Source organism: Acidibrevibacterium sp. (assembly GCF_049965395.1).
GTDB lineage: Bacteria > Pseudomonadota > Alphaproteobacteria > Acetobacterales > Acetobacteraceae > Acidibrevibacterium > Acidibrevibacterium fodinaquatile.
In genome coordinates, this window is sequence record NZ_JBMFWJ010000045.1 from 1 (window position 1) to 13176 (window position 13176).

10 protein-coding genes are annotated in these 13176 nt (G+C 65.5%); 4 read left to right on the forward strand and 6 right to left on the reverse strand.

The genetic code is table 11. The annotated features are described in order from the left end of the window. Positions 1-96 precede the first annotated feature (96 nt). Genes ACP5M5_RS11915 through ACP5M5_RS11935 form a run of 5 tightly spaced genes read right to left on the reverse strand, consistent with a single transcriptional unit; the run spans position 97 to position 5040 of the window. Complete coding sequence (locus tag ACP5M5_RS11915; protein ID WP_427937644.1) at positions 97-570, reverse strand: NUDIX hydrolase; 474 nt, start codon at positions 568-570, stop codon at positions 97-99. Beyond that, on the reverse strand, positions 567-1649 hold the full coding sequence (locus ACP5M5_RS11920; protein WP_427937646.1) for a DUF4340 domain-containing protein: 1083 nt from the start codon (positions 1647-1649) through the stop codon (positions 567-569). The genes ACP5M5_RS11915 and ACP5M5_RS11920 overlap by 4 nt, the downstream gene beginning before the upstream one ends. Positions 1650-1661: 12 nt before the next feature. Beyond that, positions 1662-3572 (reverse strand): Gldg family protein, encoded by a 1911-nt coding sequence (locus tag ACP5M5_RS11925; protein ID WP_427937648.1) that lies wholly within the window; start codon positions 3570-3572, stop codon positions 1662-1664. After that, positions 3569-4300, reverse strand: a complete 732-nt coding sequence (locus ACP5M5_RS11930) for an ABC transporter permease subunit (protein WP_114912309.1) — start codon at positions 4298-4300, stop codon at positions 3569-3571. The genes ACP5M5_RS11925 and ACP5M5_RS11930 overlap by 4 nt, the downstream gene beginning before the upstream one ends. Before the next feature lie 2 nt (positions 4301-4302). Then, positions 4303-5040 (reverse strand): ABC transporter ATP-binding protein, encoded by a 738-nt coding sequence (locus tag ACP5M5_RS11935; RefSeq protein WP_427937650.1) that lies wholly within the window; start codon positions 5038-5040, stop codon positions 4303-4305. A gap of 453 nt (positions 5041-5493) precedes the next feature. On the opposite strand from ACP5M5_RS11935, the gene ACP5M5_RS11940 reads away from it, so the two are divergent. Together ACP5M5_RS11940 and ACP5M5_RS11945 are read left to right on the forward strand one after the other, a co-directional pair. Then, positions 5494-6228: a hypothetical protein gene (locus ACP5M5_RS11940; protein WP_427937652.1), complete on the forward strand. Its 735-nt coding sequence runs from the start codon at positions 5494-5496 to the stop codon at positions 6226-6228. A gap of 103 nt (positions 6229-6331) precedes the next feature. Continuing rightward, complete coding sequence (locus ACP5M5_RS11945; RefSeq protein WP_427937653.1) at positions 6332-7066, forward strand: hypothetical protein; 735 nt, start codon at positions 6332-6334, stop codon at positions 7064-7066. A 6-nt stretch (positions 7067-7072) separates the two neighbouring features. On the opposite strand, the gene recG is transcribed toward ACP5M5_RS11945, so the two are convergent. Beyond that, entirely contained in the window at positions 7073-9118 is a 2046-nt protein-coding gene (recG, locus tag ACP5M5_RS11950) for an ATP-dependent DNA helicase RecG (RefSeq protein WP_427937655.1), read from the reverse strand. Between the two features lie 43 nt (positions 9119-9161). On the opposite strand from recG, the gene ACP5M5_RS11955 reads away from it, so the two are divergent. Next, on the forward strand, positions 9162-9461 hold the full coding sequence (locus ACP5M5_RS11955; RefSeq protein WP_427937656.1) for a succinate dehydrogenase assembly factor 2: 300 nt from the start codon (positions 9162-9164) through the stop codon (positions 9459-9461). A 10-nt stretch (positions 9462-9471) separates the two neighbouring features. After that, positions 9472-12921: a transcription-repair coupling factor gene (mfd, locus tag ACP5M5_RS11960; RefSeq protein WP_427937658.1), complete on the forward strand. Its 3450-nt coding sequence runs from the start codon at positions 9472-9474 to the stop codon at positions 12919-12921. Positions 12922-13176: the final 255 nt, after the last annotated feature.

Genomic DNA, 13176 nt, shown 5'->3' on the forward strand with positions numbered 1-13176 from the left:
CGCCGAGAGCCGCTGGCGCTGGAGCGACGGCGGCGGGCATCTCCCGCGCCTCGGCCCCGGGCTTCTCGAATGTCGTGTTGCGACCGGCGGCCTCGGCTATCTCATCGCCCCGTCGGCCGCGAGCCCAAGGCGCGCCCGCGCCAGCGCGATGATCCGCCGCGCCTCCGCCCACAGTTCATAGCGGTCGAAATCGTCGAATCCCACCCAGGCGACGGCGGTAACGTCCGAGCCGGCGCGCGGCGTGTCACCCTGCCAAAGCGCCGCGAAATCAAGGATGGTGTAGTGATAGCGGATGCGGCCATCATCGTCGCGATGAAGGCTGTCAACGTGGCCTGCGAGCACGAGAGCGCCGACCGCAAGCCCGGTTTCCTCGTATAATTCGCGCCGTGCCGCCTCTTCGGCGGTCTCGCCGAGCTGCTGCGCGCCGCCGGGAAGGCTCCATTGGCCCAGTGCCGGCGGCGTTCCGCGACGGATCAGCAGCACCGCGCCCGGCCGCAACACCGCGACCCCGATCCCGACCAGCGGCCGATCGGGATAGGTGCGGGCGGGATAGGCGCGGGCGTCGTTCATTTTCCCGTGTTTGGCGGCGTGGCGGGCGATCCCGGTGCCTCAGGCGCAACCGAAACCGGCGGCGCCGCGGGTTTTTCCGGCGGCTTCAGGCTTTCGAGCGTCGGCAACAGGGTTTTCCCCTGCCAGCTCGGGATCGCAAGCGCGAAGCGACTGAATTTCTGGTTGAGTTCGGCCGCCTGGGCCGCCGCCTTGTCTTCCCCGGCGGCGGTGAGCACGGCCCAGGTGGTGTTGCCGTCCTCGCTCACGTCGGCTGCGAGCGTCAGCCCTTCCGCGGTGGTGAAGGTGACATGGCCGAGCTTTTGTCCCGGCGCCGCGTCCGCCTTGCGGGCATCGGTGAAGCTCAAAAACTCCAGCCCGCGCGCCATGCCGTCGATCTTGAACTGATCGAGCACGGGATGTTCGGCCGGCACCGTCACGACCAGCTTGTCGCCTTGCCGCGTGAGCACGAGATGATCGTTGGGCAGGCGATCGATGGTGATGCCGGTCACCTGGTCATGGCTGATATTGACGATGTCGCGCGCCATCCAGCCGGCGAAATCGGGATCGGCGTCGATCGTGCCGGCGGCAAGCCATGTCTGGTTTTGCCCCTCGCGGCGGACGAACACCTCATCGGTGCCACCCGGCTCGGGGCTGGGGCGGGTATGGCCGATGAGCAAGGCGGCGAGCACTTGGCCCTTGTCATCGAACAGGCGAACCAGCTTCGCGTCCGATTTCGGGTCGTCTGGCGCGGTGAGGCCGAGGCGAGCGAAATCCGCCGGATTGCTGGTGCGTGCCTCAACCAGCCGCAACTCGGTGAGGGCGGCGAGCAGCGCATGCGGGCGCGCGGCGATGGCGGGAAAATCGCCATGGTCGGGAAGCAGCCAGCGATCGCCGGCGCGCGTCAAGACCAAGGTCTTGGCGTGGTCGGCGATGGTGATCCTGGCGACGTTCGCGATGTGGCTCGCGAGATCGGGGAATGCGAGCTGCGACGATGGCGCGGCGCTGAACTCGCGGCGCTCGCGCGCACTCTGGACATAAAAGCCGGCCGCGAGCGCGAGCGCCCCGAGCAAAAACAGCACCACACTAGTACGGGGTTTCATGACGGAAATTCCTCAGCTCCGCGCCCGGCCGCGGCGGCGATGGCGCAACAGACCAAGCCCGATCGCGATCAGCGTCAGAATGGCGGGAACGAGCACGATGTCGAAGAAACGCAGGGTTTCGGCGAGCGCGTCGATATCCTCGCGGAGCGCCCGCTCGACGCCGCGCAGCTTCTGGCGGGTTTGCACGATTTCCTGGTTGGCGGCGTCGATCGCGGCGCGTTGTTCGGGCGTCAGCACCGCTTGCGAGGCGCCCTGCTGGCCGGCGCCTTCGCGTAGAGAGGCGAGTTTCTTCTCGGTCTCGTCGAGATGTTTCTGCAAATCCTGCTGGGTACGGCGGAATTGCGCCTCGGCGCGGCGCTGCATGTCATCGACGAGGATGAAGGGATGATCGCCGGCGCCACGGGCGCGCAAACCAAGGAGGGCATCGCCGCCGGCCAGGGTGCCGATGAGATTGGCGATGAACGGGCCGTTATCGCTGAATGGCTCGGCATCCTGCTGGCCGAAGAAATCCTGCGAACGCACCCAGAAGCGATCGGCCAGGATATCGACGTCGGCGGCGATGACGAGATTGGCGGCGCCATCGGTGTGGTCCTTAAAAGGCGGCAGATCGGCCGGACGTTGTTCGCCGGCGCCAGCAGAAGGGGGGGCGGAAAAGGCCGATCTCAGCGCCCCGTGCAGCCGCGCGACGATCACCCGCGGCCCCCCTTCGGGTTTGAACCCGGCGAGAATCGCCGCCGGATCGGGGTCGATCCGGAGTTTCTCGGCGGGGATCAGGCCAGAGCGCGGGCTTGAGGTCAAAAGCGGCGTCAGGGTGATGTCGGCGCCTGGCTTCTTGGTGAGAAACCCGGGATCGGCGACGGTGATTTGCGAGAGATCGGCGGTCGCCGGATCATCGTGGTTGATGCCGTCGCGGATATTGAACCAGGGCACGTAATCGGTCACCGTCATGCGGTCGCCGGGGCTGGCGCGCACCCGCCAGGCGCCGGTGAGATCGCCGACCACCTGGTTCGGGTCATAGAGCACCCCCCAGGCATCGAGCAGACGATGGAGATCAGAGGCGGTATCAGTCTGTGGCATGCCGCCGGGGCCGGGGAGATCGGCTTGCGCCGCGCTTTGCGGATCGACCATCAGCATCAACCGGCCGCCGCGCATGACGAACTGGTCGATCGCGTATTGCGTCTCCTCGGGGAGATGCTGCGCCTGCGCGACCAGCAGCACCTGGATTTCCGGGGCGATTTTCCAGACCTTGAGCGGGACACTGCGGATCTCATAGCTCTGGTGGAGCAGTGACATCGCGATCCAGGGCTGGCCGGCGCGGCCACGTCCCTGCGCCATCATCATCAGGCGCGGGTCGCCATCGATCGGCAGCGAGGACATGACACCGACCACCGGGCGCGTCGGATTGGAGAGTTCATAGACCAGCCGCGTCAGGTCATATTCCAGGAAACGCTCGCGTTGCTCCTGGAAAAACGGAATGGCGCGCTCGTCATCGAGCAGATTGGTGCCAACCAGGCCAAAAAACACCTGTGCGCCGCTCTGGTCGATGGGCACCGCTTGCAGCCCGAAGCTCAACGCTTTGTCCTCGGCGTCGCTGAAAGGTTCGGGATCGTAGCGCTCGATTTTCAGCATGCCGTGCGCGAGCCGGGCATATTGATCGAGCATTTCGCTGACACGTTGGTGATAGCCGTCATAGGAGGGGGCGCGGGTGCCGAGATCGCGGGAATAAAACAGGCGCAGCGTGATCGGCTGGCGGAGCTCGGCGAGAATCCGCCGCGTCCCCGGCGACAGGGTATAGATATGGCCGGCGGTGAGATCGATTTGCAGATCGGCGAGACGCGCTTCGGCGACCATGTTGATCCCGGCGAGCACGGCGCCGAGACCGATGAGACCAAGAAGTGAGGCAAGGGCGCGGCGCATGCTCATTCCGCCTTCCGGTGTTCGAGAATGACCGTGTTAGCAACCAGCCAGAACAGGATGAATGACGCGAAATAGATCACGTCACGGGCGGTGATCAGGCCACGCACGAAGGATTGGAAGCGATCGACGATCGAGATCTTGCGCGCGATCGTTGCCAGCACCGGCAGATTGTGGCTCAAAAAATCGGTGACCACCGGGAATGCGCTGGCAGCGAAGATGAAACACAACGCAACACCCAGCACGAAGGCGATGACCTGACTTTTGCTGAGCGCCGACACCGCGGCGCCGACCGCAAGAAAGGCGCCAGCGACCAGCGCCGCCCCGAGATAGCCGGCCGCGATCATGCCGTTATCGGGATGGCCGAGGACGTTGACGGTGATGACGAAGGGAAAGGTGAGGGCGAGCGCAATCACCGTAAACGCCCAAGCGGCGAGAAATTTGCCGACCACCGCTTGGCCCTGAGTGACTGGCAGGGTGAGCAATAGCTCGATGGTGCCGAGCCGGCGCTCCTCGGCCCAGAGCCGCATCGTGATCGCCGGCACCAGCAGCACGAAAACCCAAGGCAGAAACTGAAAGAACGGCAGAAGGTCAGCTTGGTCGCGGTCGAAGAAGCCGCCCAGGCTGAAGGTCAGAGTGCCTTGCAGGACAAGAAAGATGACGATGAACACCCACGCGACCGGGGTTGCGAAATACCCCGCGAGTTCGCGCGCGGCGATGCTGAGAATGGCGCGCATGGTCAGGCGGCCTTGGCGTGCGGCGTCGTGATGGCGCGGAACATGTCTTCGAGCTTGCCCGACGGGTGGCGGCGAGCGAGTTCACCGGGCGGCCCATCCGCGACGATGCGGCCGGCGGCGATGATGATGGCGCGCGAGCACACGGCTTCGACTTCCTCCAGGATATGGGTGCTGATGACGATCGCCTTATCCGGCGCCATGCGCGAAATCAGGGTGCGCACCTCGTGCTTTTGATTGGGATCGAGTCCGTCGGTCGGCTCGTCGAGCACCAGGACCGGCGGGTCGTGGAGCAGCGCCTGGGCGAGGCCGACGCGGCGCTTGAATCCCTTGGAGAGGGTTTCCACCGGCAGATGCCGCACGCCGTCGAGGGTTGCGAGGGAAAGCGCCTGATCGACGCGGTCGCGGGCTTCGCCGCCGGAAAAGCCGCGAATGCGGGCAACGAAACGGAGAAAGCCGAGCACCGTCATCTCGGGATAGACCGGCGCACCCTCGGGCAGGAAGCCAAGATTGCGCCGCGCCGCGACGGAATCGCTCTCGACATCATGCCCGTTGATACGCGCGCTGCCGCTGGTTGGTGTGACAAAGCCCGCGAGCATTTTCATCGTCGTCGACTTGCCGGCACCGTTGGGGCCGAGAAACCCCAGCACCTCGCCGCGCGCGACGCTGAAAGAAACGTCGTCAACGGCGGTGAAGGCGCCGAAGCGCTTGGTCAGGCCGGCGATCTCGATCAAGGCGTTCACACTCTGTTTCCCCCGCGGCGATGTCGAGCCGGCCCGTGGGAATAGCGCATCTTCCAGCGAGCGCAAGGGGGGCAAAGATTCGCCTCGCTCACGTGGGTGAGAGTGTAGCTGATCATTGTTATATCAAAATTAAACGAAAAGACGGTCTGAAATTACTTTAAGTCGATAAAATATATGACAGAACCATAAATTAAAAAGCAGATTTTTATTAATTTGTTGTTTTATTTATAGTATTGTCGTAAATCAACTAAAATATAAATATGATCACGTATTTTTTATTTGTGTTTTTCGTCGGTTATTTCCACTTAATTGGTTACTGCCTGACGTTCCAGTTGTCATGTCGGCTGGCACGATGCCTGGATCGCTCTTCCCATCGCGGCGACGGCCTCCTTACGCTGTTGCTGCGGGTCATGCGGGCGGCACGACTGCTACCATGGGAGTAAGGAGAGAAATTTGCCCCCTCGTTCTTCGCGCTCCTCGCGCCTGGCCGCGTTGTCTCTGAGTGCGCTGTTTGCGCTCGCTGCCTGCGGCGCGCCCTATGAGCCAAAACCGATCGAAATGTCGCCGCCCGAGACCGCGCCTGATCTTGCGCAAATCCCGGGAACCGACATCAAAATGTCGGTGCTGTTTTATAACAATCGCGCGACGATCCATGACGAATTCAGCGGCGAGCATGGACTCTGGCGCGGCCATATCGTGATGGTGCAATTGACGGTGTCATCAGACGAGAAGAACCCGACCGATATCCTGCTCGATTCTGCCTATGTTTCCGTCAATCACAAATACTATCCGGCGATCTCTCCCAAAGAAGTTTACGATGTCGCCTGGCCGGCGGCTAATCCCTGGGCGCCAACCAAGGATGCGATCTACAATGCCTCGGTTGCGGTTTTCGCGGTTATGACCCTCGGGCTCGGCAACTTGATTTGGGTTCTCCCGTCGCCGTTCGCGCAACCCGCTCCCGATAGCACGCCCTTCGGCCTCGATCTCAATTACAAGGCGCTGACCAACAATATTACCCTTCAGCCAGGCACGTTTCGCAGTGGATTCCTGTTTTTCCACCTGCCGCAATCCGTCGATATGACCAAGCTTGAGGGCGCCCAAATGGTGTTGCATTTCCTGACCAAAACGCCGGCCGTCACGCCACATGTGGTGACTTTCAATCTCCCGCCGGCGCCCGCGCGGTCATGACAATGGCGTCGACCCGGCGAGATGAGTGGGTTATCGCCCACGGCGGCGGCGACGCGACCAAAGCCGGCTACGCTTTCACCTCGCGCATGAAGGGAGGACCATCATGCCGCATAACCGCTCCTGCCATCGTGCCCTCGCACTCTCACTCGGGACGATCCTCAGCCTGACCGCGTGTTCTGGGCCTTACGTCGACCGGGTGACGGTGATCACCCCGCCTGACCGGGTGCCCGATGCGACACAGATTCCCGGGACCGAGATCAAGGTAGCGGCGCTGTTCTACAATACCAAAGACTCGCTGAAACACGCGTTCCCAGAAAATTCCAAATGGCTCTGGAAGGCGCATATCGCGCTTACCCAGGTCACCTTCGAGTCGAACGACGAACGCACGACGCAGGTTCTGCTCGATTCGGGTTACATCACGATCGACGGACAAGACTATCCGATCATCTCTCCCCACCAAACCTTCGACATGGCCTGGGGTAAGGGCAATCCGCTGGCGCGGGTGGAAGATGACGCCTATAACACCGTCGTCATGCTGTTCACTTTCGTGACCCTCGGCGTCGGGTCGCTGGTTTGGGTGCTGCCAAGCCCCTTCGAACAGCCGGCGTCGGAGGCGACGCCGTTTAGCCGCGATATCAATTACAAGGCCCTGAGCGGCAATTTCACGCTTATGCCAGGCTCGCTGCGGAGCGGCCTCATTTATGTCGCCTTGCCCGAAAGCATGGATCTGAGCAAGCTCCAGAACGCCAAGCTCGTGCTCCATCTGGTGACCGAGACACCTAAGCCAGTGCCGCACGAGATCTCGATCGACCTGCCGCCGGCCAAACCCGCCGCGTGAAAGGACTCATCCCCGCCCCTCTGCTGCGCGCCCGCCAAACATGCGGAGCAACAGGCGCGCGGCGCGGCCGCGTTCGCTGGCGAGCGCGGGATCGCGGGCGAGGAAAACGGCGGCATCGCGTCTTGCGATGCGGAGCAGGGCCTCGTCGCGCGGCAAGGCGGCGAGGCGAAAGCCAGGCTCGCCGGATTGTCGTGTGCCCAGCGCATCGCCGCCGCCACGCAGGCGAAAATCGGCGTTGGCGATGGCGAACCCGTCGGTCGTGTCGCGCAGCAGCGCAAGCCGCTGCTCGGCCGCGCCGCCGCCATCGCCATGGACGAGCAGGCAATAACTCGCCCGCGCGCCGCGCCCGATCCGCCCGCGCAACTGATGGAGTTGTGCCAAGCCGAACCGCTCGGCGTGCTCGATCACCATCACCGTTGCCTCCGGTACATCGACACCGACCTCGACCACCGTGGTCGCGACCAGGAGCGGCTTTTCTCCCGCCGCGAACGCCGCCAGCGCCGCCTCGCGTTCGGCTGATTTCTGCCGGCCATGCGCCAGCGTGACACGGCCCGGAAACCGCGCGGCAAGCGCCGCGAAACGTGCCTCCGCCGCAGCGAGATCGCTGGCCGCGGTGTCTTCGACGAGCGGGCAGATCCAATAAACCCGCGCGCCGGCGGCCAACGCCCGGGCCAGCGCCGCAATCACCGCCGGCAATTGCGCGGCGGCATGAAGCGTCGTCGTGATTTTCGGGCGCCCGGCCGGCTTCTCGGCAAGTCGGCTTACCTCCATCTCGCCCCAGTGGGTGAGCAAAAGCGTGCGCGGGATCGGGGTTGCGGTCATCATCAGAATATCCGCGCGCCGGCCCTTGGCGCCGAATTCGTTGCGTTGGGCGACGCCGAAGCGGTGCTGCTCGTCGATCACCGCGAGCGCGAGATCGTCGAATGTCACCTCGCGTTGAAAGAGGGCATGCGTGCCGATCACGAGCGGGATCGCGCCGCTTGCAAGCCCTGCCAGGGTCTCACGGCGCTCGGCGGCCGTGCTTGCGCCGGTGAGGAGTGCGACCGGCACCGGCGAGAGCGCGGCGAATGTCCGCCAATGCTGGCGCGCGAGGATTTCGGTCGGGACCATCAGCGCCGCTTGCGCCCCCGCCTCGGCGGCACGCAGCATGGCGAGCAGGGCGATGATGGTTTTGCCCGCGCCGACATCGCCCTGCAAAAGTCGCCGCATCGGCCGCGGCGCCGCGAGATCGGCGTCGATCTCGGCGAGCGCCCGGCGTTGGCCGGCGGTCAGCGCGTGGCCGAACGCGGCCAGCGCTTGGGCGCGGAGATGGCCGTCGCCGATCAGCGCGCGCCCCGGCCGCGCGCGGCGGCGGGCGCGGAGCAGGGCAAGGCGCAGTTGATCGGCAAAGAGTTCGTCATAGGCGAGACGCTGGCGGGCCAGTGGATCGGGCGGCGTCGCTGGCGCCTGCCAGGCGCGCAGCGCCTCGGTGAATGCCATCCAGCCGCGCCGGTGGCGCAAGGTGGGGTCGATCCATTCGGGAAATGTCGGCAGCCGCGCCAGCGCCGCCGCCATCGCCTTGCGCACCTGCCAAGCCGCGAGCCCAGTGGTCAGCGGCCAGACCGGCTCGATCGCCGGGATCAGGGCGGCGCGGGCGGCAGGCTGAAGATGCTCGGGATGGACGAAAGCCGGCCGCCCGGCCGAGAGCGTCACCGCGCCGGAGATCGCAAGCTCAGTCCCCGGGGTGAGCGCGGTGGTGCCGGCATGCGGGCGAAAGAACACCAGATCGGCAAAGCCCGAGCCATCGCCCAGCGTCAGCCGCCAGGGCTGGCGCGGGTTTTCCGGCCGTTCGATACGCACCAATTCGGCGACCACGGTCGCAACTTCGCCGGGCCGCAGCTCGGCAAGGCGCGGCCGGGCACGGCGATCGACATGAGACTCTGGGAGATGGAGGAGAAGGTCGACAACCCGCGTCCCGCCGATCGCGCGCGCGAGCAGACGCGCCAATCTCTCGGCGATGCCGGGGAGGTCGGTGAGCGGCGCAATGAGTGGGGCGAGAGGGTCGTTGGCCACGGGCTGACAGGTCGCAGGGAGGAAGCTATATGACACGCCAGCGATGACCGATGAAACGCCCCTTGCCGCGGACCTTGAACGCCGCCGCCGCCGTCTCCTGTTCCGCGCCACCCATCGCGGCACCCATGAGAGCGACCTTCTTATCGGGGGGTTCGTCAGCGGGCGCCTCGCCCAGCTGACGCTCGCTGAGATCGCGGCGCTGGAGGCCCTGCTCGAAACCCCCGATCCGGTGCTCGCTGACTGGCTCACCGGGCGCGAGGCCATCCCGCCGGACGTGGAAACCCCGTTACTCCGCGCGATGGTGGCAGCCTGCGCCCACCCGGCCGAACGAAACGCCTCGTGACTGGCCTATCATGACTGGCGCGATCACCCTCTACGGCGCACCGGAAGGCTATGACGCGCTGCTGCTCGCCCGCCGCCGCGCGGAACACACGGGTGCGGTGCTGCACGTCGCCCGTGATGACGCGCGCATGGCGCGGCTCGCCGATGCGCTCGCCTTTTTTGCGCCGGACATCGAGATTTTGCGCGTCCCGGCCTGGGATTGCGTGCCTTATGATCGGGTCTCGCCCAATCCGGCGTTGGTTGCCGAGCGCGTCGCGACGCTGAGCCGCCTTCTCGAAGCGCCCGCGCGCCCGCGGGTCGTGCTGACGACGGTCAATGCCCTCATCCAGCGCGTGCCGCCACGCGCCGCCTTCGCAGGCGCTGCCCGCACCCTCGCCCCCGGCCTCGACGCTGCCCCCGGTCCGCTCGCCGCCTTTCTCGATGCCCACGGCTATAGTCGCACCAATACCGTGATGGAGCCTGGGGAATACGCTGTGCGTGGCGGCATCATCGATATTTTCGCCGCCGGCGAGGCCGAGCCGGTGCGTCTCGATCTCTTCGGCGACAGCATCGAGCAGATCCGCCGCTTCGACCCTGCGACCCAGCGAAGCGCCGGCACGGTCGAACGCTTGGTTCTCCACCCGGTCTCCGAAGTGCCGCTCGACCCCGCCGCGATCTCGCATTTTCGCAGCCAATGGCGGGAGATTTTCGGCCCAGAGGCGGCGTCCGACCCGCTCTATGAGGCGGTGTCATCGGGACGGCGCCATCCCGGGATCGAGCATTGGCTGCCGCTCTTTTACCCCGCCCTCGAAACTTTGCTCGATTATCTGCCGCAAGCCTCGGTCAGCCTCGACCACCAGGCCGAGGATGCGCTCGCCGCGCGGCTCGAGACCATCGCCGATCATTACGCGGCCCGCCAATCGCCGCCGCGCGATGGCGAGACGCCCTACCGCCCGCTGCCGCCCGAACGCCTCTATCTCGACCGCGCCGCCTGGCAGGCAATGCTCAGCGCGGGGCCGCTTTTTGCGACCAGCCCGTTTGCCGCACCCGAGGCCGCCGGCCCTGCCGCGATCGATGGCGGCGGCCGACCGGGGCCAGTCTTTACCCATAGCGCGGGGCCGGAGGGGGATGTCTTCGCGCAGTTCCGCGCCGCCGCCGGGCGCGCGAGCGAGGGCGGGCGGCACGTCGTCCTCGCCGCGTGGTCGCGCGGCTCGCGCGAACGCCTCGCCGCGTTGTTGCGCGAACATGATCTCGCCGCCGAGGCGATCGATGCGTGGGCTGCAATCGCGACGTTGCCGCCGGGGGGGCGTATCGGCCTTGTCGTGCTCGGGCTCGAGCGCGGTTTTATCGCCCCTGGCCTGATGCTGGTCTCCGAGCAGGATCTGCTCGGCACCCGCATCTCTCGCCCGCCGCGCCGCCGCAAGCGCGCCGACCAATTCATCGCCGAAGCCAGCGAACTCGCCGCGGGCGATCTCGTCGTCCATCAGGATCATGGCATCGGCCGCTATGACGGGCTGGTGACGCTGACCGTGAGCGGCGCGCCGCATGATTGTCTGCGTCTGCTTTACGACGGCGATGACAAGCTGTTTCTCCCGGTCGAGAATATCGAGCTTTTGTCGCGCTTCGGCTCCGAGACCGCCGGCGTCGCACTCGACAAATTGGGTGGCGCAAGCTGGCAGAATCGTAAGGCGCGGGCGAAAAGCCGGATCCGCGACATGGCCGGCGAATTGATCCGCATCGCCGCCGAGCGCAAGCTTCGCCCGGCCGATGCGCTGTTGCCCGCCGAAGGCGGATTCGACGAATTCTGTGCCCGCTTTCCCTACGCCGAAACCGAGGATCAGGCGCGCGCGATCGCCGATGTGTTGGAGGATCTCGCCTCCGGCCAGCCGATGGACCGGCTGATTTGCGGCGATGTCGGCTTCGGCAAGACCGAGGTCGCGCTACGCGCCGCTTACGTCGCCGCGATGGCCGGCACGCAGGTCGCCGTCGTGGTGCCGACGACGTTGCTCGCGCGCCAGCATTTCCGCACGTTTTCCGAGCGCTTTCAAGGATTGCCGATCAAGCTCGCGCAGCTTTCGCGCATGGTTTCCGCCAAGGAAGCGCACATAGTGCGCGAGGGTGTCGCCAATGGCAGCGTCAACATCGTCATCGGCACCCATGCCCTGCTTGCGAAAAGCATCAATTTTGCCGAACTCGGCCTTCTCATCATCGACGAGGAACAGCATTTCGGCGTCGCGCACAAAGAGCGCCTGAAACAGCTCAAAGCTGACGTGCATGTCCTGACGCTGACGGCAACACCCATCCCGCGCACGCTGCAACTTGCGTTGACGGGCGTGCGCGAAATGAGCGTGATCGCGACACCGCCGGTCGATCGTCTCGCCGTCCGCACCTTCATCATGCCGTTCGATGGCGTGGTCATCCGCGAGGCGATCCAGCGCGAGCGGTTTCGCGGCGGACAGATTTTTTGCGTCGTCCCGCGCATCGAGGAATTGGGCCGCATGGCGCAGCGTCTGCGCGACATCGTGCCCGAGGCGCGGCTCGCCGAAGCGCACGGGCGGCTCGCGCCGAGCGCGCTCGAGCGGGTGATGGCGGAGTTCAGCGATGGCCGCTACGACATCCTGCTCGCGACCAACATCATCGAAAGCGGCCTCGATATGCCGGCGGTCAATACGCTGATCATCTATCGCGCCGATCTCTTTGGCTTGGGCCAGCTTTATCAATTGCGCGGCCGGGTTGGGCGCGGCAAGCAGCGCGGCTATGCCTATCTCACCTGGCCGGCGACGCAGACGCTTTCGGCTGCCGCTGAGAAGCGTCTTTCGGTGATGCAGACCCTCGATAATCTCGGCGCCGGCTTCACGCTCGCCAGCCACGATCTCGATATTCGCGGCGCCGGCAATCTGCTCGGCGAGGAGCAATCGGGCCAGATCCGCGAGGTCGGGATCGAGCTTTACCAGCAAATGCTCGAAGACGCGGTGGCGGAGCTACGGTCTCAAAGCGGGCGTGAGCGCGAGAGTGAGCGGGACTGGACGCCGAATATCAATCTCGGCCTGCCGGTTTTGATACCGGAGACCTATGTCAGCGATCTTTCGGTTCGGCTCGGGCTTTATCGCCGCATTGGCGCGCTCGCGACCGATGCCGAAAGTGAGGCTTTGGCTGCCGAACTCGTCGACCGCTTCGGCCCGCTTCCGGCCGAGGTCGAAAATCTTTTGCAGGTGGTGGCCCTCAAACGCGCATGCCGCGAAGCCGGGGTCGAGCGGCTGGAAGCCGGGCCGAAAGGCATGGTGTTGAGCTTTCGTGGTAATGCCTTCGGCAATCCCGCCGGGCTGATCGCCTGGCTCGGCGCCAAGCGCAACGATATTCGTCTCCGTCCCGATCACAAGCTCGCGATGGTGCGCGACATGACGGTTGCCGCGCGCATGGCGGCGGCGCGGGATTTGCTTCGCCAGCTTACCCGCCTCGTTCGCCAGGCGCGCGCGGCCTAGCCGGACCCTGCTTCGCGACGGACCGCTAAACGAATAAAGGACAAACCGCAAAATAGGGCCGCCTGCCTTTTCCGGCAGACGGCCCCGTTCTCCGTCCCTCTTCCCGTCCCGCGGGCGCCCGCAGCGAGCGCCCCTCGGGCGTTATTCGCAGTGGGCGGCGGCGAGGTTGGTGCTGTCGCTCTCGGTCGGCGGCTTGCCTTGCGCGAGCGTGGTATTGCCTTCCTCGGTCGGCGGCTTGCCGGCGGCGAGCGTGGT

Excerpts from the sequence above, each read along its gene's own strand:
- ACP5M5_RS11915 (WP_427937644.1), bottom strand. The coding sequence starts at position 570 with ATGAACGACGCCCGCGCCTATCCCGCCCGCACCTATCCCGATCGGCCG.
- ACP5M5_RS11920 (WP_427937646.1), bottom strand. The coding sequence starts at position 1,649 with ATGAAACCCCGTACTAGTGTGGTGCTGTTTTTGCTCGGGGCGCTCGCG.
- ACP5M5_RS11925 (WP_427937648.1), bottom strand. The coding sequence starts at position 3,572 with ATGAGCATGCGCCGCGCCCTTGCCTCACTTCTTGGTCTCATCGGTCTC.
- ACP5M5_RS11930 (WP_114912309.1), bottom strand. The coding sequence starts at position 4,300 with ATGCGCGCCATTCTCAGCATCGCCGCGCGCGAACTCGCGGGGTATTTC.
- ACP5M5_RS11945 (WP_427937653.1), top strand. The coding sequence starts at position 6,332 with ATGCCGCATAACCGCTCCTGCCATCGTGCCCTCGCACTCTCACTCGGG.
- ACP5M5_RS11955 (WP_427937656.1), top strand. The coding sequence starts at position 9,162 with ATGACCGATGAAACGCCCCTTGCCGCGGACCTTGAACGCCGCCGCCGC.
- mfd (WP_427937658.1), top strand. The coding sequence starts at position 9,472 with ATGACTGGCGCGATCACCCTCTACGGCGCACCGGAAGGCTATGACGCG.